The organism is Paenibacillus macerans (assembly GCF_900454495.1).
GTDB lineage: Bacteria > Bacillota > Bacilli > Paenibacillales > Paenibacillaceae > Fontibacillus > Fontibacillus macerans.
In genome coordinates, this window is the sequence record NZ_UGSI01000001.1 from 1310367 (window position 1) to 1336519 (window position 26153).

Genomic DNA, 26153 nt, shown 5'->3' on the forward strand with positions numbered 1-26153 from the left:
TAGTCGAGAATCAAAAAAAGAACCTGGGCAATTTTGCCAGGTTCTTTAATATTGCATATAAAAACACACGATGATATAATCAAACCACGACTGTGTCAATGGATATGGTCACAAATATCTCATCTTACATTTTAAGTGTAACACGCCGGTAAACTCTTGTCAAATGTTTTTTCTCAAATTAATGGTTAGGAGAGATGTGGAATGAGTTCGTTGGTTCTCGGCTTCAAGGAAATCGAAAAAACGCAGCTTTCGCTCGTTGGCGGAAAAGGGTTGAATTTAGGGGAGTTATCAAAACTAAAAGGAATACAAGTACCTGAAGGATTTTGTGTTACAACCGCGGGATTTCAAAAAGCCATCGAACAAAACGAAACGTATCAAGCTTTGCTTAATCGACTAACCATGCTAAAAGCAGAAGATCGCGATCAAATCGGGGAAATCAGCGGGAAGATTCGGCAAATCATTTTGGACGCCGAAATTCCTTCCGATGTTGTGAAAGCAGTAGCTCACTGTCTATCCCAGTTTGGCCAGGGGCTTGGCTTTGCCGTGCGTTCCAGTGCGACTGCCGAAGATTTGCCGCATGCCTCTTTTGCCGGTCAACAAGACTCCTTTTTAAATATTACCGGCATCGATGCGATCTTGCAGCATATCCGCAAATGTTGGGCGTCGCTGTTTACCGATCGCGCGGTCATCTACCGAATGCAAAACGGATTCGACCACCGTCAGGTTTATTTATCCGTTATCGTGCAAAGGATGGTTTTCCCGCAGGCTTCGGGGATTTTATTTACCGCCGATCCGATGACCGGAAACCGAAAGCTGCTGTCCATCGATGCCGGTTTTGGGCTTGGAGAAGCGCTGGTCTCCGGCTTGGTATCTGCCGATGGTTATAAAGTACGGGATGGGGAAATCATCGATAAAAGGATCGCCGCCAAAAATTTAGCGATCTATGGACGAAAAGAAGGGGGAACGGAGACAAAGCAGATCGATCCTGATCGGCAAAACACGCAAACCCTGACGGATGAGCAAATTTTACAGCTGGCACGCATCGGGAGACGGATCGAAGCTTATTTCGGCCAGCCGCAAGATATTGAATGGTGTTTGGCGGATGGCACTTTTTATATCGTCCAGAGCCGGCCGATCACAACTTTATACCCGATCCCTGAGGCGAATGATCAGGAAAATCACGTTTATGTATCTGTGGGTCACCAACAAATGATGACCGACCCCATGAAACCATTGGGATTGTCTTTTTACCTGTTGCTAACTCCTGCGCCCATGCGTAAAGCCGGCGGAAGGTTGTTTGTTGATGTTTCACTTATGCTGGCTTCACCTTCCGGCAGGGAAACTTTAATAAATGTCCTGGGAAAAAACGATCCGCTCATAAAAGATGCATTGACGACCGTCATAGAGCGGGGGAGTTTTATAAAATCGGTACCGGATGACAAGAAAGAACAGAGTTACGGTAAAAGCAATCAAGGTCCGGCGCCTGCGGATTATCAAACCCTAAACGATTACGATCCGGCAATCGTTTCTGAGTTGATTAAGCAAAGTGAATCATCGATCGAGGAGTTAAAACATAAGATCCAAACGAAATCAGGAGCCGATCTGTTTGATTTTATCCTGAAAGATATCCAGGAATTAAGGGAGAGGAAGAGCGTGTCTGATCCACGCAGCTTTGGTGTGATTATGACTGCTATGAATGCTTCATCATGGATCAATGAAAAAATGCTGGAGTGGTTGGGGGAAAAAAACGCAGCAGATACGCTGTCTCAATCTGTACCAAACAATATCACTTCGGAAATGGGTCTGGCGCTAATGGATGTCGCAGATGTGATACGTCCTTACCCGGAAGTCATTGCGTATTTGCAGCAAGTACAAGATGATCACTTTATGGATGAATTGCATAAGTTTGAGGGCGGGCAGGAAGCACGTGATGCGATCAATGCTTATCTCAGCAAATACGGCATGCGATGCACCGGAGAAATCGATATTACCAGACCTCGCTGGAGCGAAAAACCAATTACACTTGTCCCCATGATTCTGGGTAATATCAAAAACTTTGAGCCTAATGCCGCAAAGCGGAAGTTTGAGCAAGGGCGACAGGAAGCATTGAAAAAAGAACAAGAGTTATTGAAGCGATTGAAGCAATTACCGGATGGCGAACAAAAAGCCAAAGAGACAAAACGAATGATCGACCTAGTCCGGAATCTCATTGGATATCGGGAATATCCAAAATATAGTTATATTAACCGCTACTTCGTTTATAAGCAGGCTTTGCTCAAAGAAGCCGAACAACTCGTGCAAGCGGGCGTTATTCGTAATAAAGAAGATATCTACTATCTCACCTTTGAAGAACTTCACGAAGCTGCCCGCACCAATCAACTGGATTACCGGATCATCAGCCAACGAAAAGACGAGTACAAATTATACGAAAAACTAACTCCACCACGTGTTATCACGTCTGATGGTGAAATCATCGCTGGGGAGTACAAACGAGAAAATCTCCCAGCCGGAGCTATTGCGGGTCTGCCTGTTTCTTCCGGAGTGATCGAGGGACGAGCACGTGTCATCTTAAATATGGAAGATGCCGATCTGGAAGATGGAGATATATTAGTCACCTCCTTCACCGACCCTAGCTGGACGCCCTTGTTTGTATCCATCAAAGGCCTAGTCACCGAAGTTGGCGGACTGATGACCCATGGAGCCGTTATTGCGCGTGAATATGGTTTACCAGCCGTTGTCGGAGTGGAAAATGCGACCAAACTGATCAAAGACGGGCAACGAATTCGCGTGCATGGAACAGAAGGGTATATCGAGAAATTGTAAAGGTTAGTTCCAATGAAGCGGCGACAGTTAAGGACTTGATGATTCGGTCCATAGGCTGTCGCTGTTTCGCTATTCAAGCCAGTCTAGAGCTTGCTGCAGCACTCCAATTTTATGAATGGATATTAGCCGTTAACGAGCAAAAAAATTACTTCTTGCAATTTTGAACCAAAAGGTTCATAATAGCGTCATACCTAATTATGAACCGAAAGGTACAAAATTGAATGGAGAGGAGTTTTACATTTGAATACGTCAAGCACAATGAATAAACCCTTAGCCGGCAAAAAAGCATTGGTCACCGGAGGAGCTCGCGGCATTGGCGCAGCCATCGTGAAAAGGCTCGCAGAAGACGGCGCGTCGGTTGCTTTTACTTATGTCAGTGCGCAAAGCAAGGCAGAGGAACTGGTACAAGAAGTTAAAAGCGCAGGTGGGCACGCTTTGGCGATTCGCGCGGACAGCGCCGATGCCGGGGCAGTGAAAGGCGCCGTCGAAGAGGCGATCCAAGCCTTTGGCGGTATTGATATTCTTGTAAATAATGCCGGCATTGCAGGTTTGAAGCCATACGACCAATATACCCTTGAAGAATTCGATCAAATGGTGGCGGTTAATTGGAAAGCGGTATTCGTTGCTGTTCAAGCGGCCGCTCCGCAAATGACACAAGGCGGTCGTGTCATCAATATTGGCAGTGTGGCCGCCGACAGCAACCCATTCCCTGGAAACAGCCTGTATATCTCGACCAAAGCCGCGGTAGCCGGATTGACACGAGGGCTGGCGCGCGATCTGGCGCCTCATGGCATTACAGTCAATAATATTCAACCAGGAATGACCGATACGGATATGAATCCTGCGGAGGGTCCCTATTCTTCATTCGTAAAGGCGATTCCGCTAGGGAGACACGGAAAGGCATCCGAAATTGCCAGTATGGTGGCTTTTATCGCTTCGCCTGAATCCAGTTATATTACCGGAGCAAGCCTGAATGTCGATGGGGGCGGGAGCGTTTAACCACAAGCGTTTTCTTAACGAAGGCAGAGTAAACGAGAAACAGACGATGTAAGCAAAATGATCCAAACTGTCAGGAGATCGGATTGCCGCCGATCTTTCCGGGCAGCTTGGATCTTTTCATATTTTCCGAAATCATTGCAAATTCCGAGCTGTGTAGTAAAATATCACTTATCTGACATACGAAAAAGGGTGGGATGGTTATGGCAGCCGGACGTCCACGGGAATTTGACATTAAACAAGCGCTTGAGCGTGCCCTGAAGGTTTTTCGGCAAAAGGGGTATGAAGGGACTTCGTTGTCGGACCTGACCGAAGCCATGAAGATCAACCGTTCAAGCTTTTATGCCACTTTCGGCAGCAAAGAGAAACTGTTTCACATAGCGTTTGATTTATATATGAGCGAAGCGCCCATTCAAGCTTCCGTGACTGCGCTGAACGAACCGACAGCTCGATCCGTCATCGAGAAACTTCTTCGGGCAACGGCGGATTCGGTGGTCAATCCCGATTATTCTCCAGGCTGTTTATTAATCAAAGGAGCCCTTACAGGCAGCGAGGAATCCGATCCGATCAAACAATTATTGACCGATCAACGCGTTCAAATCGAACAAGCGCTAAGTACCCGGTTGGAGCAAGCCAAGAAGGATGGGGATTTGCCCGAGCACGCCAACCCTGCCGCCCTCGCCCGGTACGTCACAACCCTCGTGTACGGCATGACGGTCCAGGCTGTGAACGGGGCCAGCCGCGAAGATCTCGAAGAAGTGATCAACATCGCTCTGTTGGCATTGTCAGCATATGAATAATCGTGCGCCGAGTGGGAATTGTCGGCGGACAAGAACTTGCAATTGGAGTTGTACGAGCTGTCGGCGTCATCAGGCATCTTCTCTAACATTTTGATTTGATATTGATTGATGTCTGGCCGGCACTGCCTAGGGGCAGTATAAGTTTAATCTCTCTTGTAACCCTTCCGAGACTTCTTCCGGCATCTCCCTGACCTTGATATCCCCACCTAAGAAAAGTAGCCAATTTATGATTTCGGCTAATTCTTCCGAATGATGAACATTGATAAAAGCCTTAAGAATAGCTGTGGTTTGGTAAGGATTTGTATAGGAAAGTGAAACTTTTAAAGGATGGTATTTTTTGAACTGGGCAATCGCCTTGGGACCAAGTTCAAGGACAAGGTTGATATCTTCTTCCTGCTTGCTTAATTGTTCTAAAATCTTTTTCTTACTTGTTCTTTTTTTCGCAGGGTAGGGTTCTACATCGGTGAGATTGTCGACAGGAACAATCCGCCTCTTTTCTTCCTCTAAGTCAAAGCCTTCAATTAACCATAAGCTTTTTTCACGATAAAGGTGCAAGAGATAAATCGGATACGACTTTATTTCCTTCTCTTCTTCGATGGACACCAATAAATAGCTGTCCAGAAGCAGGATTTGGATGAGTTTTTCCAGCATGGGGTGGGGCAGGTCCGACAGATCAAGCAGGTCGGGATTATGGGGGTTGGTCCCTTCAAACAGCAATATTTCATTTAAAAGAACCAGGTCATCCTGCTGGTTTTCCGAGATCAGGCCGAGTAACTTTTCAGCTAAAGACTGACGACTCTTTAGATAAGGAAGTTGTTGATTTCTCGTGGCCATAAAGGCAATAAACAGAGCTTTAATCTCATTATCGGTAAAGCGGACCGTGGGCAGGACCGAGTTGTTCATGACAAAATAACCCCCGTCCCTTCCGGCTTCAGCGACAAGCGGCATCCCCATGGCTTCAATCTCTCGGATATCTCTAATGGCTGTCGAGCGGGAGATATTGAATTCTCGCATGATTTCAGAAATGGTAAAATGGGCGCGATTGTTGATATACCGCATGATGGTATTAATCCGTTCAACCTTTTTCATCGGGACCCCCTAAACGGTATCATTTTTTGACATGATTTATGGTTATTATAAACCCATCAAGTGAAAAGACAAATCATTTGATAAATTTAAAAAAGAGGAAGGTTTTGAATATGGCAAATTATACCCTTGAGGAAAAAGACAGCTTCACCGTTTTGGGCATTGGAATCGAGCTTAAGAGCGATTACACGGACTATGCCGGCATAAACAAAGAGAAGGCAGACTTTTGGCAGGCAGTGAAACAAGATGGAAGACTTGACACTTTAAAGGCCGTAGCCGCAAATGACTACATTTTTGCCGTGAACGAAGCGGTGAATAACAAGATGATGCATTATGCTGGTGTAATGAGCGAGGCCTCGCTACCGGAAGCAACCAGGGTTATTCAATTTCCTAAGGGGGAATACCTGGTTGTTAAAGGGGAAGGAAAGTCGGCTGAAGAGCTAAATAATACGCTTGCCGGCATTGCCTTTGGCCAAGCCTTGCCGGAAGCCAAGGATTTTGCCTATGTTGGCGGGCCAAATACATCGGTCGTGATGGGGCAGCGAAACGGTTTAGTATTTGGCGAAATGTGGATTCCTGTGGTTAGGAAATAAAGAGATCATAAGGGGGTATGAGCATGTCCTATATCGTTGATTTTAAAAATGTGTCTACGGTTGGCTTAGAGTCTTCACCCGTAGCAGAAGCGCTTGCCGGTTTACGTGCAAATGAAGCCCGTTACTTCATGAACAAATATAAGCATGAATTTACGGTTGTACCCGCAGCCGAAAGCCAAGAGACCCTTGCTTATGTGAACCGGATTTTGAAAGAAGAACGTGACATTGAGTTTGCGGCCAAGCCTTTAGAGACATCGCGTTTTCAAGTGGAAAATATCAAATGGGCCTTCGTTTTTTATGAGGATGGTCTTGCGGTCAACGTTTTGTATACAGTTGATGACCCTAAGAAGCGGGCCGTTGGTTTCAAGCTTTCCGAGGGGATGGAGGTACCCCGGGAGTTGGAAGGGAAGTTTAAGTTTGCCCGGCAGAAGTCTAAACTGGCCGGAACCATTCGGGGCTCGTTTTTTGTAATTAAAGGAGAATATTAAAGTAAACAAAACCGCCAATATTCATAAGAAACTTATGAATGATTGGTGGTTTTCTGTTCATTAGCAAATGGGCCAAAGTTATTCTGCTGAATTTCCATCCTAAGAAGATATACAGGGTATTGGAACCAAACTTCATTGACAGTAACTGTCAGTGAAGTTGCTTATAATCAAAATACAGAACATCAGATATTTATCGACAAACAACGGTAAGGAACGTAAATACAACGCGCAAAATATATGAGCTTATGCTGGAATCGGAAAAGTAAGAACACCCAGAAAGCTCCGGTTGGTGAAAAGGAGCAAAGATGTTTCCCGCGAATATGGTCTCTGAGCCGCGCAGCGAATCCCCAATCCGGAAGTAGGTTGCGCCGGGAACCCGCACCCGTTATCGTGCTAGAGTATAACCGCGTCCTGCGGCGTACTTGAAGAGGTGAATGCCGTAAGACATTGATGAAACTGGGTGGTACCACGTGAGCTAAGACTCTCGTCCCTTTAGGGATGGGAGTCTTTTTGTTGTTTTCCTATAAAAAGGAGGTGAATTACCATAAGAAACATTTTTATCGGTGGAGCTTGGCCATATGCCAATGGTTCCCTTCACTTGGGAAGGCTAGCGAGTGTGCTGCCAGGGGATGTGCTGGCGCGCTACCACCGGGCGAACGGAGATTCTGTGAATATGTAGGCTTGTTCGAGCCGATCAATTTGATCGGCTTTTTAAATTATCATTAAACGAGGCGCAGCGAAGGAAGTTGGGGTCCTTATGAAAATCTTAATAAATTCTCAAGCTGGAAGTCATAAATTTAGTTGCCGAATTTAGTAAACTAGTAGGATGTTGAGTTCTGTCGGAAAGGGGCTGAAAATGATGTGCGCTAAAGTTCTCGTTGTTGACGATGAACATGAAATAGCGGATTTAATAGAAGTGTATCTGCGCAATGAAAATTATGAAGTGTTCAAGTTTTACTCTGCAACGGAAGCTCTTTCCTGCATTGATCGGGCGGAGCTTGACCTGGCCATTCTGGACATTATGCTGCCGGACATCAATGGCTTTACGCTTTGCCGGAAAATACGGGAACAGCATACCTATCCCATCATCATGCTGACGGCCAAAGATGAAGAGACGGATAAAATTACGGGGCTAACCTTGGGTGCCGACGACTACATCACAAAACCGTTCCGTCCGCTTGAGATGGTAGCGCGTGTAAAAGCACAGTTGCGGCGCTATAAAAAATACAACACGCCGCAGTCTGCGCCTGTCACTGAGCCTGTAATCGTCCATTCAGGTTTGGTTATGGATGTAAACACGCATGAGTGCCTGCTGAATGAACAACCTCTTGAACTGACGCCCACCGAGTTTTCCATACTCCGCATTTTACTGGAGCGAAAGGGCAGAGTGGTGAGTGCCGAGGAACTTTTTTCTGAGATTTGGAAGGACGAGTATTACAGCAAAAGCAACAATACAATCACCGTCCATATCCGTCACTTGCGTGAAAAAATGGGCGACACTGTAGAAAAACCAAAGTATATCAAAACCGTATGGGGGGTCGGCTATAAAATTGAAAAGCAATAAAAAGGGCAATTATGCAATGCTGAAGCGAAAAGCTTTTTTACAGATGCTGCTGATTACGGTCATTGCTGCTGTTACCGTCCTTTTGATGCGGGATATTTTGCGGGGGCAGATTGGAGATCGCATCGTTCAATTCCTGATTTATATTTTTAATCTGAACAACTCCGATGCACTGCTCATCTATCATTATGTATTTCGCAATAACTTAGATCTCATTATGCTTCTTTTGACCCTGGTTTTTCTGGTTATTCTTTCTTGGTTTACGATCTCCTGGTTCACAAAACATTTTGATGAAATCAGCTCCGGCATGGATCGGCTTGTGGAAGATTCAGAGGATAGAATATCCCTCTCCCCGGAGATGGAATTCATGGAAAATCGTCTGAATACCATAAAGGACAAGTTGAAAAGACAGAAGAAGGCCGCTCAGGAAGCGGAGCAACGCAAAAATGATTTGGTCGTTTATTTGGCCCACGACATCAGGACTCCGCTTACATCTGTAATTGGTTACTTGAGTTTATTGGGCGAGGCTCCCGATATGCCCGTGGAGCAGAGAGCTAAATATACTCACATTACACTTGACAAAGCCTATCGCTTGGAGGAACAAATCAACGAATTTTTTGAAATCACCCGGTACAACTTGCAGCAAATCAAGCTGGAAAAGGAAACGATCGACCTCTACTACATGCTTGTGCAAATGACGGACGAGTTTTATCCGATCCTCTCCGAAAAAGGAAATACCACTGTGCTTCACGCCGACGAAAACTTGACCGTGTACGGCGACCCGGTGAAGCTGGCGCGGGTATTCAATAATATTTTGAAAAACGCGGCCGCATACAGCTACCCAAACACGGAAATCGTTATTTCCGCAGAGGAAATAGAGGGTGATATAAAGATCGTTTTTCAAAATCAAGGCAATACCATTCCACAGGACAAGCTGGCCGCTATTTTCGAGAAGTTCTATCGCTTGGATGAAGCGCGCACGGCGGGCACTGGCGGTTCCGGGTTAGGGTTGTCCATCGCCAAAGAAATCGTCACCCTGCATAGTGGAATCATTGTGGCCCAAAGCAAAGATAACACAGTTACCTTTACGGTCTCTTTACCCGTTACGCATTAGGCAAACCTCAATCTGATGTTAGGATTTTCTTAGGAATTAAATAACTCAATCTTAAAATACGGCCTGTCCGCTCTTGATAACATGGTTTTATCAAAGCTGGCAGGCTTTTATTTTGCAGAAAGGACAGTTGACACCATGGAGAAAACAGGGATCACGATTTACGGATGTGAAAAGTACGAAGCGGATCTGTTCAGGAGGTATTCACCGCATTATGGTGTTGAACCGACGATCATTGAGTCAGCGGTATCGGCAGAAAACGCCGCGTTGGCATCAGGCAATTGCTGTATTAGCGTTAACCATAAAACGGAAATAGGGCCTTCAACTCTTCGCGCCCTCAAGGAAAACGGCGTCGCTTATATATCCACAAGAAGTATAGGCTGCAACCACATTGACATGGAAGCGGCTGAAAAGCTTGGCATTACTATTGGTAATGTAGCTTATTCGCCGGCCAGCGTAGCAGATTATACTTTGATGTTAATACTCATGTCTTTACGAAATGCAAAGTCGGTTTTATGCAGGGCAGACGTCCATGATTACAAGCTTTGCGCTGTACCGGGACGGGAACTGCGCGACATGACGGTGGGGGTCTTGGGGACAGGCCGCATCGGTCAGGCGGTGATTGATCGGCTACACGGCTTCGGATGCCGCATACTGGCTTACAACTTGTATCCGCAAGCTAAAGCCGAATATGCTACTCTGGACGAACTGCTGCGGCAAAGCGATATCCTGACGCTGCATATGCCGCTCAATAGCGATACTTACCGTATCCTTGACCGGAAGCGAATCAAAAGCCTGAAACACGGGGCCTTTGTCATTAACACCGCACGCGGTTCTCTTATTGATACGGAGGCGCTGTTCTGGGCTCTGGAAAATGGGAGGCTGGGGGGCGCCGCATTGGACGTCGTTGAAGGCGAAGAAGGTATATTCTATCACGACTGTACAAACAAGCCGATCCATAATCAACTTCTGCGGCGGCTGCAAAAATTGCCGAATGTGATGATTACGCCGCATACCGCTTTTTACACAGATCACGCGCTGCAAGATATCGTAGAGAACACGATTCAGAATTGCCTAGAATTCGAAAGGGGAAAAAGATAAATGCACAAGCTTAAGATGGCCGTTTTATTCGGAGGATGCTCAGAAGAACATGATGTCTCCATAAGATCCGCACAGGAGATCGCCAGAAACCTTGACCCGGACAAATTTGATCCGCTTTACATCGGGATCACCAAAACCGGTGAATGGAAACTCTGCGATTATCCTGAGGCGAATTGGGAAAGCGGAAATTGCCTTCCCGCCATTTTGTCGCCGGACAGAAAAGTTCACGGGGTGCTTGTGTTGGAGCAGGGAAAATACAAGAGCATCCGCCTCGATATTGTGTTTCCGGTTTTGCATGGAAAAATGGGAGAAGACGGCGCAATCCAGGGACTGTTGGAGCTCTCCGGCATTCCCTATGCAGGCTGCGATATCCAAAGCTCAGCGCTGTGCATGGACAAGTCCTTGACTTATGTGATCGTAAGAAACGCAGGAATCGCTACGCCTGATTTTTTGGCATTCAACAAAGGTGACATGCCGGACGCGGCGCCATTTGTTTATCCTGTCTTTGTTAAACCAGCCCGTTCCGGATCGTCTTTTGGCGTTAGAAAGGTATGCCATATGGACGAATTGCCGGAAGCCATCGAAAGCGCAGGACAATATGACACAAAAATTCTGATTGAGCAAATGATTTCCGGCAGCGAGGTAGGCTGCGCATTGCTCGGAACCGGTAACGACTTGTTTGTTGGCGAAGTGGATCAAATCCGGTTATCCCATGGCTTCTTCCGCATCCATCAGGAAAAAAATCCGGAAAACGGGTCTGAAAACTCCACGATCAAGGTTCCGGCCGATCTTTCAGATCAGGATAAGAAACGGGTACAAGAAACAGCGAAACAGGTTTATCGGGCTTTGGGCTGCAGCGGGCTTGCTCGTGTGGATATGTTTCTGCAGGAAGACGGGCAAGTCGTACTCAATGAAGTCAACACGATGCCTGGTTGTACCTCATACAGCCGCTATCCAAGAATGATGGCCGCCGCCGGCTTAACGCTTGCCGATGTGATTGAACGCGTGGTTGCATTAGCGATGGAGGGATAAGAATATGCAAAAAGGATTTGTGTTCCTTGATGAAGTTCTCCCCGGAATTCGTTGGGATGCTAAGTATGCCACATGGGACAATTTCACCGGAAAACCGGTCGATGGTTATGAAGTCAATCGTATTGTCGGCACCCATGAATTGGCTGCCGCGCTGCATGTGGCCCAGGAGCAGGCAGCTGTCCTTGGGTATGGCTTGCTTCTCTGGGACGGTTATCGTCCGCAACGCGCTGTGGATCGTTTTCTGCAGTGGTCTGAAGAGCCTGAAGATGGGCGTACAAAATCAAAGCATTATCCTAATATCAACCGTTCCGAAATGATCCGGAAAGGTTACGTAGCGACTCAATCAAGTCATAGCCGCGGTAGCGCCATTGATCTGACTCTTTATCGGTTAGATACCAACGTTCTTGTTCCGATGGGCGGTGATTTTGATCTGATGGATGTCATCTCCCATCACGAAGCTAGGGGAATCGCTGAAGCTGAAGCTAAAAACCGCCGGTTATTGCGTTCTATCATGGAGTCCAGCGGTTTTAACGCTTATGAGTATGAATGGTGGCATTATACATTGAAAAATGAGCCATATCCCGATACCTATTTTGATTTTCCTATATCACTTGCATTATAAATGTCGAAGAGGGACGGCAGTTTGAAGTCCCTCTTTGCTATAATTTTAAGAAAAGTAGTTGACACCCTTGCTACTCGGTAATACAATGTACATGTAGTGAGTGATACTTAATAGCTTGATTTTCCAAAAGCAATTAAGTAAAATTTTCCCTCAGTACTATGTAATACTGATTATGAGTCAGACTAAATAGAGGAGGGGCAAAATCGGGGAGGCTTTGAACATGGAAAATTTAACTGAGATGCTGAAGGGGTCGCTGGAAGGCTGTGTGCTGGAAATCATCAGCCGCCGTGAAACCTATGGCTACGAGATTACCCGCCGGCTGAACGAGCTTGGGTTTACCGAAGTCGTGGAAGGGACGGTCTACACCATCCTCGTGCGGTTAGAAAAGAAAAAACTGGTCAACATCGAAAAGAAACCTTCGGATATGGGGCCGCCCCGCAAGTTTTACACCCTGAATGAGGCTGGCCGCCAAGAACTTAAATTGTTTTGGGAGAAATGGGAATTTGTATCTTCAAAAATCAACGCCTTGAAGTCAATTTAGCTTCATAAGATATTCCGTACCTAAAAAAGGAGGAAAAATAACATGATGGAAATGTTCAAAAAAATGATTGGTGATAAAAAAGAGTACAAGATGATGATGGCACGGGTTGACGCCCTGCCGGAGGAATACCAGTATGTATTTAAGAAAATTCAAAACTACATGTGGAATTTCTCAGCGGGCAACGGGATGGATATGCTGCACATGCAGTATGAATTAATCGAGTTGTTCGAAGCCGGTGCGGCGGAGGGCAGACAAGTGCTGGAAATCACCGGGGACGACGTGGCATCCTTCGCCGACGAACTCGTCGCAAACGCTAAAACCTATGTCGCCAAGTATCGTGAAGATTTGAATCAGAGTATCATGAAACGATTGGGTAAAAAATAAATTCAGGTGGATAATACCGACTGTTCAATAGGCAACACCAACTGATTAGCTGGTTACAAATGTAAATTGCCGCCTTGCTATTCAGTTATATTTTTAGCCTGGTACTAAGTTATACTGATTATCAGTCAGACTAAATAGCAGATGATGGGCACTTTTTTAAGGAGGAAAAATAATGAGTAATGCAGCGATTTCTGTAAAAGGGTTAAAAAAATCCTTTAAGGACAAAGAAGTCTTAAAGGGGGTGGATTTTGAGGTGCGGCGGGGCGAAATTTTCGCGCTGCTGGGGTCAAATGGGGCGGGCAAGACGACGACGGTCAACATCCTCTCGACGCTGATAAAGCCCGATGGCGGCGAAGCAGATATTTGCGGCTTTGACGTCCAGCGTCAACCGGATCATGTTCGCCAGAGCATCAGCCTGACAGGGCAGTTCGCAGCTTTAGACGGCATGCTCACCGGGCGGGAAAACCTGATAATGATCGCCAAGTTGCGGGGAGTTTCCAATCCTGCTCAAGTCGCCGACCATCTGCTGGTAAGATTCGGCCTGACCGAGGCGGCGGGCCGCCGGGTAGACAAATATTCCGGCGGGATGAAGCGCCGGATTGATATCTCCATGAGCCTGATCGGGACGCCAGCCGTCATTTTTCTCGACGAACCGACGACAGGGCTTGACCCCGAAGCGCGGATTGAAGTCTGGGATACCGTCAAAGAGCTTGCCGGCAGCGGCACGACCATTTTGCTGACGACCCAGTATCTGGAGGAAGCCGAACAACTGGCGGACCGTATCGCCATCCTGCATAACGGAAAAATCATCACGACCGGCACCCTTGCCGAACTCAAAGAGATGTTCCCGCCGGCAAAAGTGGAATACACCCTGAAGCAGCCGACCTTGGAGGAAATTTTCCTCGCGATCATCGGCAAAAAGGAGGAGATATAAATGAAAAGCAAAACAGGGGTATTGCTTGGGCGTTTAATGCGCAACATCATGCGCAGCCCGGATACGATCATCACGGTGGCGATTACGCCGATTATGATGATGCTGCTGTTTGTCTACGTTTTTGGCGGCGCCATAGAGACAGGCACGGACAACTACGTCAATTATTTATTGCCGGGAATCTTGCTGATGGCTATCGCATCCGGCGTCGCTTACACTTCCGTGCGGCTGTTTACGGATGTAAAGAGCGGGCTGATGTCGCGTTTCATTACCATGCCCATCAAGCGCTCGTCGGTATTGTGGGCTCACGTGTTGACCTCGCTTGTTTCCAATGCGCTTACGGTTGTGGTGGTTATCCTCGTCGCCCTCTTGATGGGCTTCCGTTCTAGCGCTAATATCCTGGATTGGCTTGCGGTAGCTGGAATACTCGTGCTGTTTACGCTGGCGCTGACATGGCTGGCGGTCATTCCCGGATTGACAGCGGGGTCTATGGAAGGGGCGACAGCTTACTCGTACCCGCTGATTTTCCTGCCGTTTATCAGTTCGGCCTTTGTTCCTACCGAAACCATGCCGAAGGTTGTCCGTGCGTTCGCGGAGAACCAGCCCGTAACTTCAATCGTGAATGCGATTCGCGCCCTCTTGTATGAAGGGTCTGTTGGCAACGATATCTGGATCGCGCTTGTCTGGTGTGCCGGAATCATGCTCATCGCTTACTTCTTCGCCAGTAAAGCATTTAAACGCCAGTTGGGGTAAGTACACCAATACGCTAAGCCTTCGGATGTGGACGGCTTAGCGTTTTTTTTAATCTAAGCCCAGGTAATCCGAGCGGTGCCTAAGAAATTTATGGGCCCATCCGTGGGGAGAAATGTGGCTTAGTATTTCTTCCGGAACCGATTTGACCGGCTTCAATTCCATTACTTTTAGCACAGCTTTCCGGTATCGTGATAATGTTGGAGTAGCTACATCTTCAATTGGAAAGAGGTGTTGATAATGCAAACTACCGTCCGAAGCGATACGTAATTGGGGAAAGCCACCATCCGCTGGAATCAACTGCAAAAGTGCATTCTATTTTCCGCAAATCACCATTTTAGAGCGATTGAAATGCAAAAATTCATCTCATTTAGGGCTATACGATAAAAAGCAGCTTTTAGACGGGAAATGAACTGCACTTTTTTGCATTTGAACCACCTGTTTAGAGGAGTTTCGACAAAAACCGCCTGCACTTTTGCATTTCGCAAGGATTCCCCCCACTTCTTAGCGGCTTCAAGCCTCGCGTTCCATCCCTGTTAACCCGGCTGGGTCTCCAGCTAGCGGAAGATGCCTTTATTGATAGTTGAAACGTATCTTCTCCGCTTACCATGCTTTTTTTGACAAAAGATAAAGGAAATAGGGAGCCCCGATAAACGCCACCATGATTCCGGCTGCGGTACCGTCCGGCTGAGTTAAGTTGCGGCCAATCGTATCCGCCAGAAGCAGCAGCCAGCCTCCGATTAGAATGGACACCGGCACAAATTGCTGATGTCGTGCTCCAACCAAAGCTCTGGCAATATGCGGAGCCATCAGGCCGATAAACGCGATGCCGCCGGTCATAGAGACGGCCGAAGCCGCCAGCGCAACCGCCGCCAGCATCAGAAGGATACGGTCTTTTTGGACCGCCATGCCGGCACCAATAGCGCTGTGCTCGTTTAATGCAAGCAAATTCAGCGCACTGGATTTGAATAGCACATAGGGGACCAGAATGAGCAGCCAAGGAAGCAGGGCCAGGGTGAAAGGCCAGTCTGTTCCCCATACGTTGCCGGCAAGCCATTTGGAGATAAAATCCACTTTGGTTCGGTCAACAGAAGAGATGAGCACGATCATCATACCGGAGAGGGCCATGGAGAAACCGACGCCGGTGATAACCAGCCTGATCGGCTGCACCCCGCTGCTGCGGGTGTATGAGAATGCATAGATCAGTACGGCCGTTACCAGGGCTCCGGCGAAGGCCATAAGCGGAATCATGAACACGAAGGATTTGACATCAATTGGCGCAAAGATGAAAAATACGGTAACTCCGACGCCGGCTCCGGAATTAATGCCTACGATTCCCGGGTCTGCCAGCTCATTGCGGGTGATTCCCTGCAGAATGGCACCGGATAACGCCAGCGCCATACCCGCCAGCAGCGTAATTAGTATCCGGGGCAGGCGGATGGAGAAGAGCACAAAATGATCTTCAAATGATCCGTGCCCAAGGATTGTCGGAATCAGCCTGCCATACGATATAGGGGAAGATCCGATACCTATACCGGTTACGATGGTGCCCAGGATAAGAAGCACGAGGAGAGAAATGACAAGCGGTTGTTTATGATGCAGACGGGATGTTTTCATGAGAGAGATCGCACTCCTTTGCGAACAATGAACAGGAAGAATGGCAAGCCCAGCACGGCCACGATAGCTGTAACCGGCGTTTCAAACGGGACGTTAATCATCCGCCCGAGCGTATCTGCGAACAACATGAAACTACCGCCAGCTATCGCGGACAGAGGCAGAATGGTACGGTAATCGGTCCCGGCAAACGTCCGCACGAGATGCGGAATCATCAGGCCGATGAAGGCAATGTTACCAACAAGGGCAACCGCGGCACCTGCCAAAAGTGTGATCAACACGTAAAGCGCAATTTTGACATGAGTGATCTTCAGCCCAAGACCCACGGCTGTTCCTTCGTTCAGGCTAAGGATCGTCAGCTGCCGGGACAGCAGAATAGAAATGACGAGGCAAATGATTATAACCGGGGCTATTGCTGCAATTTGCCCCCAGGTCGTGCCGATCAGTCCGCCGGACGTCCACATCGATACATTTTTGGAGAGCTTAAATTGAAGGCTGATTCCTTCGGCCACTGCCGTCAGCAGAGCCGATACTGCAGAACCGGCTAACACCATATGCAGGGGAGACATGTTTTGTTTCCGAAGAGCAGCAATGCCGAATACAAGCATAAAGCCAACCGTTGCGCCAATAAAACAGGCAATCATCGTTCCGAAATAACCGATGGCGGGTATAAAAGCCAAAGCAACCGCAAGTGCGGCGTTTGCACCGGCAGTCAGACCGAGCAGTCCGGGGTCGGCGAGCGGGTTTCGGGTTAGAACCTGCATAATCGCCCCGGCAACCGCAAGTGCAGCCCCTACCAGAACGCCGCCGACTTCCCGGGGTAAACGGAGCTCGCGGATGATGGAAATATCACCACCCGTCAAGAGCGGGTTAAACATGGCGCTCCAAATGTCGGAGAGGGAAACATTTTTGGTGCCAAGCCTGATCGCTAGTGCGAACATGACAACAAACACAACCAAGCTGACAAGCAGTTTAAGCGCAAAAGCAGAGTTTATCAGCTTTTGCGGGGACTGTTTCTTCATTTCGATCATCCGTTCCTTAATTTCCTAGCAATGACTTGGAAATAAAATCAAGCTGATAGTCAAGAGAAAGGGCATCGTTAAAATAGAACGTTGAGGCGTCTACTTCATAGACATGGTTATTTTTAACGGCCGGGATCTCCTTGTAAGTTGAAGTCTCCTGGAAGGAGGCATCACCGGCGGATTCTTTACTATAGATGACGTAATCTCCCATATACTCCGGCAGGATTTCTAATGACAAATTGTAATATCCGTCTTTTGCCGTCATTTCTTTAACCTTATCCGGCATTTTCAGACCCATGGCCTGATAGATGATTTCCGTCCCGCGCCCCCAGCCACTACCGAAGGTATACAGATTCTTGGAATCGCCTTCTATAACGGATATTGTACTGTCAGCGCCAATTTTAGCTTTAATTTCTTCACCTGCTGTTTGAGCACGTTTCTTGAAATCGGCAATCCAGTCAGCTGCTTTCTGTTCCTGGTTAACGGCTTTGCCGATCTCCAGAATCTGAGTCAGATAGTCCACCTTGTTGTATGTATAGGTAACCAGCGGTGCGATTTGCCCCAGCTTATTCGCGTTCTTGACATCTGACATGGCGATGATCAAATCGGGTTTAAGGTTCAGGATGCTTTCAACATTCTCATCGGACACTTCGGCGACATTCTTCAATGGATCCTGGAATTTCGGATTTGCTTTGGTCCAGGCATCCACACCAACAAGGGGAATATCAAGTGCTAGCAGGTTGCCTGCATATCCGGAAAGGACTACAACACGCTGAGGGTTTGCAGGGACTTCAATCGGTCCGTTTTCGGATTGATAAGTAATGGTATCGGAGCCGCTGGTATTAGCGCTTGCGCCAGCTTCCGGAGCCTTGCTGGTTGTGGCGGAGTTATTGTTTGCATGGTTGCCGCAGGCGCTTATAACCAGGATGGTAAGGACAAATAGAGGTAACAACAATTTCTTCATTTCTAGGATTCTCCCTTTCAACTACATAAGTTATGATATTGATAATCATTATCAATTAAAGACCGCTTAGAAAACTTTAAAGGTTTATAGCTCGTTTGTCAACAGTTAAAATGTATCCCTGAAGAGTGGGCTTGCCCCACTCCTTTCTTTTTGAGCAGGGATTATAATCCATCTTGACAGTGAAAATTTTAATGGGGGGAGGGCTTGATCGTCAGGAAGTGGGGCTGCTAGCTGAATAATCTTGAGGAGGTATTTTTCATGCTTACCATTACAAGAAAAGCAGTTAGTCTGTTGGTAGTGCTTGCCGTCATGATCACAGGATTTTCACCCCAAACTGCTGGTGCGAACGAGATGGATGCTGATTCGGCATCTTTGGCACAGACCGCCGCTGCTCCGGCCACGATCCAAAATTACCCGATGCCATCCATCTATACCGCATCCAGTGTGTTTACATTGAAAGCGGATAACGAAACGATTCCTGTTATTAAGTATCTGGATGACTATGACTACGCTCAATTTTCTTTTTCCGGCACGGTCAGGATCGAAGTTACTGCCAATGCGCCGATTACCTCTTATTCCATCAGTCCACAGGCCAAAAACATCAAGGGTACGGTCAATGGGAACAAGCTGACGTTTTCGCTTTCTTCCTCAACCTATGTGATCGTGAAAATCAATGACTGGAAGAAGAAGATGGTCATCGCAGCAGATCCCTTGGAGACGGATATCCCCCCGTCCACAGGTGCCGGAATCTATAATGTGACGCGGTCGCCATACAACGCGGATAACACGGGGGCACGGATGGCATCGGATGCGATTCAGCGGGCGATCGATGATGCTCATCAAGCGGGCGGCGGCATTGTATTTGTTCCGGCCGGTGTCTATAAAAGCGGGAATCTGACATTAAAAAGCAATGTGACCTTTTACCTGGCCGGAGGCGCCGTCATTGTCGGCACAGGCAAGGGGGAAGACTACGCGATTGATTTTCGCAAGGATTCACGAAATGCCGATGGAACGTATTTCATTCGTACTGCCATAAACTCCAGCAATATTACCATACGGGGACGGGGAACCATTGACGGCAAAGGCATCGCAATGCGGGAGCGCAAGATGCCGGCGCCGCATAAAAATGAAGGGCTTCTGAACAACCTGCTCGTGCCGATCGCAACCACAAATTTTACGTTTGACGGTTTAATATTGCGGGATGCCGGTTTCTGGTCGTTTATGGTGGTTCGTTCCGATCATGTGACCATCAAAAATCTTAAGGGATTCCAGGATTTATACAAAATTGAAAATGACGTGATCGATATTAATGAAAGTCAGCACGTGCTTGTCAAGCATGCCATTGCCATATCGGATGACGACACGTACTCCACCAAAACCTGGCTGCAGACGGGGATGTCCAAAGGGTGGCCGGGCGCGCTTGAACATTTGGAGGATGTGGTCTTTGATGACGCTTTGGCCTGGACAAGATGCGCAGCATTCAAGATTGGCATGGGCGTAGCCCAGCCGCAGATCGGCGTAACCATCCGAAATTCGTATGTGTTTCAAAGCGCCCGGGCATTGCTCATTGATCATGGCTACCAATACAACACGCTTCCGGAGGAAGGTTACGCCCAAGATATTACGTTTGAAAATATCGATATCGAACGCGTTGGCATCAATCAATTCGGGAACTATTGGCTTGGGGTTTCCACCAGCACTTCCGGCGACGTAAGCAATGTGATCTTAAAGAACATCAATGTTCGCGAGACGGGATCGCAGAAATCCAGGCTTGCCGGAAATGCCGCCAAAGGCGGCATGGTTAACGGCGTCACGTTCACAGATATTTATGTTGGAGGCAAGCTCGCAACAAGCCTGAACGATTTGAATGCCACCGCCAACAATAATGTAAACGGTATCATTTTTGCTAATTCCAATGCCAACCCGCCATTGTTCAGCGACAATTTCGAAGACGGAAATACGACGGGATGGACGTCTGTTACCGGCGGCTGGAATGTACCTGCAGACGGCACGAATAAAGTGCTGTCCAGCGGGGGCCAGACAACTACATCCCTGATTACCGCTAATAGCGGCGGCTTATGGACGGATTACACGTATGAAGCCAGAATGAAAATGCCCATCACCGATGCAAATGCAGGTATGGTCTTCAGGGTGAAGGATGCCAATAATTATTATATGTATCGCATCAATTCATCGAATAAAAAGCTGGAGTTGTACAAATCCGTGAACGGACAACTGACGGCTGTAACCAGTACCCCGTTCACAGCCAAGGAGAAGCAGTGGTACACGGTGAAGGCGGTTATCCAAGGTAACAAGATTGCCTGTTATGTGGACGGAGAATTAAAGATGGAATGGACCAATCCGGTCACCGAATTGACAGCAGGCGGGATCGGATTCCGGACCACCTCGGCGGGCGTCCATTTTGACGATGCTTTGGTGCTGGCGCCTGCCCCGATTTAGCGTAAATGGATCATACGAAGGAGCTGCCCCAAGAGCCATGAGATGGCGCTCGGGACAGCTTCGTTTTTTAATATTGTCGAATAGGGGGCAGCAGTGAAATAATCAAAGGGATAGAGATTTATAACGGAAGGCGTGAAAAGCTTGGATTACCTCCGCAGGCAATCGTTCCGCAGCAAACTCAAAGTCGCATTTCTGGCCGTCATCGTGCTCTCCGTGCTGATGACCGGCGGGCTGTCTTATTATATTTCGGCCGCCACCCTGGAAAAGAACGCGCTGAAGCTCACGCAGGACACGGTGGTCAGGTCCGCGCAGATCGTGGATGAGAAGCTGAACAAGCTGATGCTGATTATGATGACGTTCATGATCAGCCAGCCTTTTCACGACATGCTGAAGGATGCCGCCTCCGGGGACACCAGCAGGTATTACACGCATCTGAACGATCTTGACAACGTTTTCTCACAAGCGCGGATCGCCGAGCCGCTGATACAGTCCATCTACGTTTCGACGCCGATTGGCGAGTTCTATCCTTCGTCCATGAACCGCAACCGGCTCACCGCGTTTGAGGATACCTTTCTGTATGACCGCATCGAACAGGAGAAAAAGAACCTCTGGGTGGAGGGCCATGAGGATATGCTCTTCTCCGGCAAGGACCGCGTCATCTCGCTGATTCTGGAGCCGATCTTTGACATTCCGGTCAGCGATGTCTATATTGTCGTGAATATCCGTGAGGACGGCTTCCGCAAGCTGGTGCAGGGAGACACCGGGACAGGGGCGTCCAGCTTTTTGCTGAACGCTAAAGGCGAGACAGTCTACCCTGTGAAGGAGCCGCTGGTCCGGCAGGCGGTGGACTCGGGGAATCTGCGGGAGTTGATGAATCGCCAGGAAGGCAGCCAATCCTTTGAACTGGACGGCAAAGCTTATTTGCTCAATTATGCCCGGCTCGGCATTGCGGATTGGACGATGACCACCATCCAGTCTCAGGCCGGCGTGCTGAAGGACATGGTATATGTGAAATGGCTGATCGCCGGGGTTGCTCTGGCGGCTTTTACCGTAACAACGCTGGTTTCCGGCGCGTTTACGCGCTATCTGCTAAAGCCGCTGCAAGGGCTGTTGAAGGTGATGAAGCGGGTGGAGAACAATGGTTTGTCCGCCCGTTTTGCGAGCGGCAGCGGAGATGAGCTGGCCCAGGTGGGCTTCCGGTTCAACCGGATGCTGGAGCAGATTGTGGTGTTGATTGAAGAAGTCACGGAGGCACAGACGCATAAGCGGTCTGCGGAGATCAAGGCGCTGTCGGCGCAGATGGATCCGCATTTTCTGTACAACACTCTGAACACCATCTACTGGAAGCTGAATTTGAAGCAGGTCGGGCCTTCGCAAAAAATGGTCATGTCACTCTCCCGGCTGTTCCAGCTTGGGCTGAACAATGGCCAGGAAATTACGACATTGTCGAAAGAGCTGGAGCATGTGCGCCAGTATCTGGAGCTGCAGTCAAGCTGCTATGAAGGGTTGTTCTTCTATGAGATTCATGTCCGCGAGCCGGAGTTGTCCGCGCTTTCGATTCCGCGCATTATTTTGCAGCCGCTGGTGGAGAACAGCATTCTGCATGGTTTTCGCGACCTGGAGAACGGCGGCCGGATCGAAATTGAAATTGCCGGAGAAGGGGGCGGGGAACGCTGGACGCTTGCCGTACGTGATAACGGCAGCGGCATGGACGAGACCCAAGTGCGCGCTCTATTTTGGCGGGAATCGGAGAAGGGGTATGCCGTGTCAAACCTGATCCGGAGGCTTCAGCTCTATTACGGGGAAGGTGCGGAATTTCATGTGGACAGTGTGCCGGAACGCGGAACGGAAATACGGATTTCTTTACCTAAGAAGGGGGAGCATGCGGATGAGCAATCCTGAGGCGGTCAGTCTCTGCATTATCGACGATATCAAAAGCGTGGTGGACGGGCTGACCGCGATGAACTGGGAAGAACAGGGGATTCGGGTCGCAGGGGTATCGAGCAATGGGGAAGAGGGGCTTAAGCTGATTGGCGGGGTGCGGCCGGATCTGGTCATTACCGATATCCGGATGCCGAGAATGGACGGGCTGAGCTTGCTGCGCACGGTTCTGGAAGAGAACCGCAGTTGCAAGGTCATTCTGATCAGCGGCTATGCCGACTTCGAATACGCGCAGCAGGCGGTGCAACTGGGAGCGTTTGATTTTGTGGTGAAGCCTTTTTCAGAGGAAGAGATCATGTCGACGGTGCTGCGGGCCAAGGCGGAGATTATGGAAGAGAGGTCCAAGCGCTTAAATCTGCGGGAAATGGAGAATAAGCTCCGCGAGAGCATGCCGGTGCTGCAGCAGGAATACTTTGCACTGCTCGTAAGCCACCGAACTTCATGGGAAGAGGCTTCAAGGCGATGGGATTTCCTGAATATTGAGCTAGAGCCTCGGGGTTTCGTGGTAATGCTGATCGAAATCGATCGTTTCCAGGAGCAGGTTGCCGAGCTGTCCATCCGGGAGATGGAGCTGATCCGTTTCTCACTGCTGAACATCATGCAGGAGACGCTGGCCGACTATGCGCGTTGCGTCGTTTTTCGCGCCCGTCATGACCGGTACCTGGCCGTACTGAATGATACAAGTGTGTCCCGTCCGTTCAGTCCGATCGAAATTGCCGAGCAGTGCTGCCGGAATATTGAGCGGTATACCAAGTTTACGGTTTCGATCGGGGTCGGCGGCAGAGTGGAGGAGATTAGCGAGCTGCCGGATTCCTACCGCCAGGCGCATCGGGCGCTCTCCCATCACCTGTTCACCGAAGGCAATGCGGCCATTATGTACGACGAAATTCACCAGAGCGGAAGCCAGGAGCCGCTGGCGCTGGAGTACAAGGATGAGCTGCTGCTGGCCCTTCGTTCCGGGAATGTCAGCCGGACGGGCGCCATTCTGTCGGCGATTTCGGAAACGCTGCAGAGCTTGATCTCCCGGCAAAATCCGGATTACCTCCTCAGTCTGTACGATGAGCTGGCCGCTTCAGCCATTCGCACCTTTTACGAGATCGTTCCGTATCCGGATATTCAGCCGCTGATCCAGCGATTCAGGGCGGTGCAAGGGACAGCGGGGCTGTCGCTTTCGTCCCTGCAGCGTCAGTTGCTGGCCTTGTGCACGGAAGGGGCCGGACTGGTGCGCCAGAACAGCTTATCCGAAGGACAGAGGGTGATTTATGAAGCCACCAACTATATCAAGAGCCGCTTGTCCGAGGATATCACCGTCGGCGATTGCGCCGCCCATGTTCATCTCAGCGCCAGCTACTTTTCCAGCCTGTTCAAGAAGGTGACCGGGATGACGGTCACCCAGTATACGACCTCGGAACGCATCCAGAAGGCGAAGCTGCTGCTGGTGGAGGGGGCGCAGGTGCAGGAGGTGGCTTCGGCTGTAGGTTATGAGGAGCGACGATATTTCAGCGAGATGTTCAAGAAGATCACCGGCCAGACGCCATCGGAGTTCAGGGCGGGTTATCACCCGGACCGGCCGGAGGCGTGAGGCGCGCGCCGCGGGAGACCGTAGAATTCTGTCCCTGGAGAGTGAGTCTGCCGCACTCCTTTTCCGCGGGCGAGGGCCTATAATAAAAGGCGAGCTCTCAATACAAATGCTAATCAAAGGGGTAGAACGTATGCGAAAAAAATGGTTAGGTCTCGGCTTGAGCCTTATCCTGGCCGCAGGAATTGCCGGCTGCGGCGGGAACGGCAACAACGGCAATGGCGGTGCGGCGAATGGAAAATCTGACGGCAGCACAGGGGCCCCCTCAGCCGAGACGGGCGCACCCATACAGTTGAAATACTGGACTGACGACCGTCACGACCAAGAGTATATTAAGGAATTGATCAATAAGTTTAATGAAACGAACGGCGACAATATTCAGGTGGAATTGACGGTGATGTCCGAGAACTACACGCAAAGCGTCGATATTGCCTTTTCCAGCAACCAGGCGCCGGATGTGCTGCGCCTCAAGAGCGCCAATACGTCCGAGTTCGTCAAAAAAGGGTATCTGGCGCCGATTGACGATTATCTTACCGATGACATGAAAACGGAATTCGGCAGCCTGTTGATTGACAATGTCAACCGTTTTGACGGCAAGGTGTACTCGCTGGCTAACACCGGCCTCACCATGCGTCTGGTCTACAACAAGGATCTCTTTGCCAAAGCGGGCATCGAGAAACCTCCGGGTTCGCTGCAGGAAATGGTGGACGATGCCAAGAAAATCACCGAAGTCGGCAAGTCCGAAGGCATCTACGGCTTCGCGCTGAACTTCAAAAATCCCAAGCAGGCATTTGACCGTTCCATCCGGGAGATTCTCTCCTTGAGCGGATATCAGGGACTTGGCTTTGATCCGAAAACAGGCCGATTCGATTTCGCGCCTTACGCACAGGTCATCGAATATTTCAAGCAGATGTATAAAGACGGAAGCATTCTGCCCGGCGCGGAATCGCTGGATATCGACCCGCTGCGCGCCCAATTCGCGGCAGGCAAAATCGGCATGTATCTTTCCTTCTCGACGGAGCCGGGCGTGTACAAGGATCAATTCCCGACGGAAATCAACTGGGCGGGCGCCCTGGCCCCAACGCTGGACGGACAGATCAAGGGAACTTCCGAAATCGTGTCCGCCGGAACCTGGCTCGGCATCAGCGCCAGATCGGCCCATCAGGACGCAGCTTGGAAATTTGTACAGTATATGTACGGCGACGAGGTTTTGAAGACCTATCATGAAAAAGGCTTTGGGATTGCCATTGTGCCAAGTATTGTGAAACAGGCCAAAAACCCGGAGATCGGTGGGATGGAAGGCTTCCTGGTCGGAGAACACGACTCGCTCTGGCCCGCTGCGCCAAGCGTTACTCCGGAAGGTTCCACCTATGCGGGTGCTTTCTTCAAATACATCCTCGACGGGGGAGATTTGAAAGCGGTCACAGCGGATTTGAACGCAAGATACAACGCCGCCTTGTCCAAAGCCGTGGAGAAAGGCGAGATTACCGTAACGCCGGATCCTGCTTTTGATCCAAGCAAACCGCAGGGAGAATAACGGGAAGGAGGGGCTGCCGCGTACTTCTTTGCGGGATGCCCCTTTACTTTTCCTGAAGAGGTTGTTCAAAAAAGTCATCTTTCCATGACGAAGCCGTTCAAGAAGTCGATTCGACGTCGAATCTTGAACTCAGCCGGGCCTAAGCGGATGCTTTCGAAGCATGTTTCCTCCAGAAACATTTCAGTTGCTCACATAGGTTACCCTACGCTCCGCTACT

Annotated in this window: 22 protein-coding genes and 1 pseudogene; 19 read left to right on the plus strand and 4 right to left on the minus strand. The window is 49.1% G+C overall.

Features of this window, described 5'->3' with window-relative positions; all coding sequences use genetic code 11:
- Window positions 1-201 precede the first annotated feature (201 nt).
- From ppsA to DYE26_RS05975, 3 genes are all read left to right on the plus strand, one after another.
- On the plus strand, window positions 202-2823 hold the full coding sequence (gene ppsA, locus DYE26_RS05965; protein WP_036622924.1) for a phosphoenolpyruvate synthase: 2622 nt from the start codon (window positions 202-204) through the stop codon (window positions 2821-2823).
- Window positions 2824-3063: 240 nt separating this feature from the next.
- Window positions 3064-3822: a 3-oxoacyl-ACP reductase family protein gene (locus DYE26_RS05970; RefSeq protein WP_218032600.1), complete on the plus strand. Its 759-nt coding sequence runs from the start codon at window positions 3064-3066 to the stop codon at window positions 3820-3822.
- Between the two features lie 200 nt (window positions 3823-4022).
- On the plus strand, window positions 4023-4619 hold the full coding sequence (locus tag DYE26_RS05975) for a TetR/AcrR family transcriptional regulator (protein ID WP_036622926.1): 597 nt from the start codon (window positions 4023-4025) through the stop codon (window positions 4617-4619).
- Window positions 4620-4745: 126 nt separating this feature from the next.
- Here DYE26_RS05975 and DYE26_RS05980 read toward each other — a convergent pair whose 3' ends face one another.
- On the minus strand, window positions 4746-5708 hold the full coding sequence (locus DYE26_RS05980; protein ID WP_036622927.1) for a helix-turn-helix transcriptional regulator: 963 nt from the start codon (window positions 5706-5708) through the stop codon (window positions 4746-4748).
- Window positions 5709-5818: 110 nt separating this feature from the next.
- On the opposite strand from DYE26_RS05980, the gene DYE26_RS05985 reads away from it, so the two are divergent.
- The 12 genes and pseudogenes from DYE26_RS05985 (at window position 5819) to DYE26_RS06040 (ending at window position 14822) form a co-directional block, all read left to right on the plus strand.
- Complete coding sequence (locus tag DYE26_RS05985) at window positions 5819-6298, plus strand: GyrI-like domain-containing protein (protein ID WP_036622928.1); 480 nt, start codon at window positions 5819-5821, stop codon at window positions 6296-6298.
- 23 nt (window positions 6299-6321) lie between these two features.
- Complete coding sequence (locus DYE26_RS05990; RefSeq protein WP_036622929.1) at window positions 6322-6786, plus strand: hypothetical protein; 465 nt, start codon at window positions 6322-6324, stop codon at window positions 6784-6786.
- 544 nt (window positions 6787-7330) lie between these two features.
- Window positions 7331-7456, plus strand: a pseudogene (locus tag DYE26_RS05995) (class I tRNA ligase family protein); the annotation flags it as partial.
- A gap of 189 nt (window positions 7457-7645) precedes the next feature.
- Window positions 7646-8350 carry a VanR-ABDEGLN family response regulator transcription factor gene (gene vanR, locus DYE26_RS06000; RefSeq protein ID WP_036622930.1) on the plus strand — a complete coding sequence of 235 codons (705 nt, stop codon included), beginning with the start codon at window positions 7646-7648 and terminating at the stop codon, window positions 8348-8350.
- A 16-nt stretch (window positions 8351-8366) separates the two neighbouring features.
- The gene (locus DYE26_RS06005; RefSeq protein WP_063836373.1) at window positions 8367-9461 is read left to right on the plus strand and encodes a sensor histidine kinase; all 1095 of its coding nucleotides are present in this window, start codon (window positions 8367-8369) and stop codon (window positions 9459-9461) included.
- 135 nt (window positions 9462-9596) lie between these two features.
- Window positions 9597-10559 (plus strand): D-isomer specific 2-hydroxyacid dehydrogenase family protein, encoded by a 963-nt coding sequence (locus tag DYE26_RS06010; RefSeq protein WP_063836307.1) that lies wholly within the window; start codon window positions 9597-9599, stop codon window positions 10557-10559.
- On the plus strand, window positions 10560-11591 hold the full coding sequence (gene vanA / locus DYE26_RS06015; RefSeq protein ID WP_036622932.1) for a D-alanine--(R)-lactate ligase: 1032 nt from the start codon (window positions 10560-10562) through the stop codon (window positions 11589-11591).
- Between the two features lie 4 nt (window positions 11592-11595).
- Entirely contained in the window at window positions 11596-12213 is a 618-nt protein-coding gene (gene vanX, locus DYE26_RS06020; protein WP_036622933.1) for a D-Ala-D-Ala dipeptidase VanX, read from the plus strand.
- A gap of 220 nt (window positions 12214-12433) precedes the next feature.
- Window positions 12434-12754, plus strand: a complete 321-nt coding sequence (locus DYE26_RS06025) for a PadR family transcriptional regulator (RefSeq protein WP_036622934.1) — start codon at window positions 12434-12436, stop codon at window positions 12752-12754.
- Window positions 12755-12796: 42 nt separating this feature from the next.
- Window positions 12797-13138 carry a DUF1048 domain-containing protein gene (locus DYE26_RS06030; protein ID WP_036622935.1) on the plus strand — a complete coding sequence of 114 codons (342 nt, stop codon included), beginning with the start codon at window positions 12797-12799 and terminating at the stop codon, window positions 13136-13138.
- 172 nt (window positions 13139-13310) lie between these two features.
- Window positions 13311-14072, plus strand: a complete 762-nt coding sequence (locus DYE26_RS06035) for an ABC transporter ATP-binding protein (RefSeq protein ID WP_036622936.1) — start codon at window positions 13311-13313, stop codon at window positions 14070-14072.
- Entirely contained in the window at window positions 14073-14822 is a 750-nt protein-coding gene (locus tag DYE26_RS06040; RefSeq protein ID WP_036622937.1) for an ABC transporter permease, read from the plus strand. It abuts the gene before it with no gap.
- Between the two features lie 600 nt (window positions 14823-15422).
- Here DYE26_RS06040 and DYE26_RS06045 read toward each other — a convergent pair.
- The 3 genes from DYE26_RS06045 to DYE26_RS06055 are packed head-to-tail and all read right to left on the minus strand — an operon-like array spanning window position 15423 to window position 18419.
- Window positions 15423-16436, minus strand: a complete 1014-nt coding sequence (locus DYE26_RS06045; RefSeq protein WP_036622938.1) for a FecCD family ABC transporter permease — start codon at window positions 16434-16436, stop codon at window positions 15423-15425.
- A complete protein-coding gene (locus tag DYE26_RS06050) occupies window positions 16433-17455 on the minus strand; it encodes a FecCD family ABC transporter permease (protein WP_036628151.1) in 1023 nt (340 codons plus the stop codon). Before DYE26_RS06050 ends, DYE26_RS06045 begins: the two co-directional genes overlap by 4 nt.
- 16 nt (window positions 17456-17471) lie before the next feature.
- Complete coding sequence (locus DYE26_RS06055) at window positions 17472-18419, minus strand: iron-hydroxamate ABC transporter substrate-binding protein (protein WP_036622939.1); 948 nt, start codon at window positions 18417-18419, stop codon at window positions 17472-17474.
- A 258-nt stretch (window positions 18420-18677) separates the two neighbouring features.
- Between DYE26_RS06055 and DYE26_RS06060 the strand changes: the two genes are divergently transcribed.
- From DYE26_RS06060 to DYE26_RS06075, 4 genes are all read left to right on the plus strand, one after another.
- The gene (locus DYE26_RS06060) at window positions 18678-20879 is read left to right on the plus strand and encodes a 3-keto-alpha-glucoside-1,2-lyase-like domain-containing protein (protein WP_240534131.1); all 2202 of its coding nucleotides are present in this window, start codon (window positions 18678-18680) and stop codon (window positions 20877-20879) included.
- Window positions 20880-21011: 132 nt separating this feature from the next.
- Window positions 21012-22781: a cache domain-containing sensor histidine kinase gene (locus tag DYE26_RS06065; protein ID WP_240534132.1), complete on the plus strand. Its 1770-nt coding sequence runs from the start codon at window positions 21012-21014 to the stop codon at window positions 22779-22781.
- Window positions 22768-24402: a response regulator gene (locus tag DYE26_RS06070; protein ID WP_036622941.1), complete on the plus strand. Its 1635-nt coding sequence runs from the start codon at window positions 22768-22770 to the stop codon at window positions 24400-24402. Before DYE26_RS06065 ends, DYE26_RS06070 begins: the two co-directional genes overlap by 14 nt.
- Before the next feature lie 130 nt (window positions 24403-24532).
- On the plus strand, window positions 24533-25936 hold the full coding sequence (locus DYE26_RS06075) for an ABC transporter substrate-binding protein (RefSeq protein ID WP_036622942.1): 1404 nt from the start codon (window positions 24533-24535) through the stop codon (window positions 25934-25936).
- The last annotated feature ends 217 nt before the right edge of the window (window positions 25937-26153 follow it).

Excerpts from the sequence above, each read along its gene's own strand:
- ppsA (WP_036622924.1), top strand. The coding sequence starts at position 202 with ATGAGTTCGTTGGTTCTCGGCTTCAAGGAAATCGAAAAAACGCAGCTT.
- DYE26_RS05975 (WP_036622926.1), top strand. The coding sequence starts at position 4,023 with ATGGCAGCCGGACGTCCACGGGAATTTGACATTAAACAAGCGCTTGAG.
- DYE26_RS05980 (WP_036622927.1), bottom strand. The coding sequence starts at position 5,708 with ATGAAAAAGGTTGAACGGATTAATACCATCATGCGGTATATCAACAAT.
- DYE26_RS05985 (WP_036622928.1), top strand. The coding sequence starts at position 5,819 with ATGGCAAATTATACCCTTGAGGAAAAAGACAGCTTCACCGTTTTGGGC.
- DYE26_RS05990 (WP_036622929.1), top strand. The coding sequence starts at position 6,322 with ATGTCCTATATCGTTGATTTTAAAAATGTGTCTACGGTTGGCTTAGAG.
- vanR (WP_036622930.1), top strand. The coding sequence starts at position 7,646 with ATGTGCGCTAAAGTTCTCGTTGTTGACGATGAACATGAAATAGCGGAT.
- DYE26_RS06005 (WP_063836373.1), top strand. The coding sequence starts at position 8,367 with ATGCTGAAGCGAAAAGCTTTTTTACAGATGCTGCTGATTACGGTCATT.
- DYE26_RS06010 (WP_063836307.1), top strand. The coding sequence starts at position 9,597 with ATGGAGAAAACAGGGATCACGATTTACGGATGTGAAAAGTACGAAGCG.
- vanA (WP_036622932.1), top strand. The coding sequence starts at position 10,560 with ATGCACAAGCTTAAGATGGCCGTTTTATTCGGAGGATGCTCAGAAGAA.
- vanX (WP_036622933.1), top strand. The coding sequence starts at position 11,596 with ATGCAAAAAGGATTTGTGTTCCTTGATGAAGTTCTCCCCGGAATTCGT.
- DYE26_RS06025 (WP_036622934.1), top strand. The coding sequence starts at position 12,434 with ATGGAAAATTTAACTGAGATGCTGAAGGGGTCGCTGGAAGGCTGTGTG.
- DYE26_RS06030 (WP_036622935.1), top strand. The coding sequence starts at position 12,797 with ATGATGGAAATGTTCAAAAAAATGATTGGTGATAAAAAAGAGTACAAG.
- DYE26_RS06035 (WP_036622936.1), top strand. The coding sequence starts at position 13,311 with ATGAGTAATGCAGCGATTTCTGTAAAAGGGTTAAAAAAATCCTTTAAG.
- DYE26_RS06040 (WP_036622937.1), top strand. The coding sequence starts at position 14,073 with ATGAAAAGCAAAACAGGGGTATTGCTTGGGCGTTTAATGCGCAACATC.
- DYE26_RS06045 (WP_036622938.1), bottom strand. The coding sequence starts at position 16,436 with ATGAAAACATCCCGTCTGCATCATAAACAACCGCTTGTCATTTCTCTC.
- DYE26_RS06050 (WP_036628151.1), bottom strand. The coding sequence starts at position 17,455 with ATGAAGAAACAGTCCCCGCAAAAGCTGATAAACTCTGCTTTTGCGCTT.
- DYE26_RS06055 (WP_036622939.1), bottom strand. The coding sequence starts at position 18,419 with ATGAAGAAATTGTTGTTACCTCTATTTGTCCTTACCATCCTGGTTATA.
- DYE26_RS06060 (WP_240534131.1), top strand. The coding sequence starts at position 18,678 with ATGCTTACCATTACAAGAAAAGCAGTTAGTCTGTTGGTAGTGCTTGCC.
- DYE26_RS06070 (WP_036622941.1), top strand. The coding sequence starts at position 22,768 with ATGAGCAATCCTGAGGCGGTCAGTCTCTGCATTATCGACGATATCAAA.
- DYE26_RS06075 (WP_036622942.1), top strand. The coding sequence starts at position 24,533 with ATGCGAAAAAAATGGTTAGGTCTCGGCTTGAGCCTTATCCTGGCCGCA.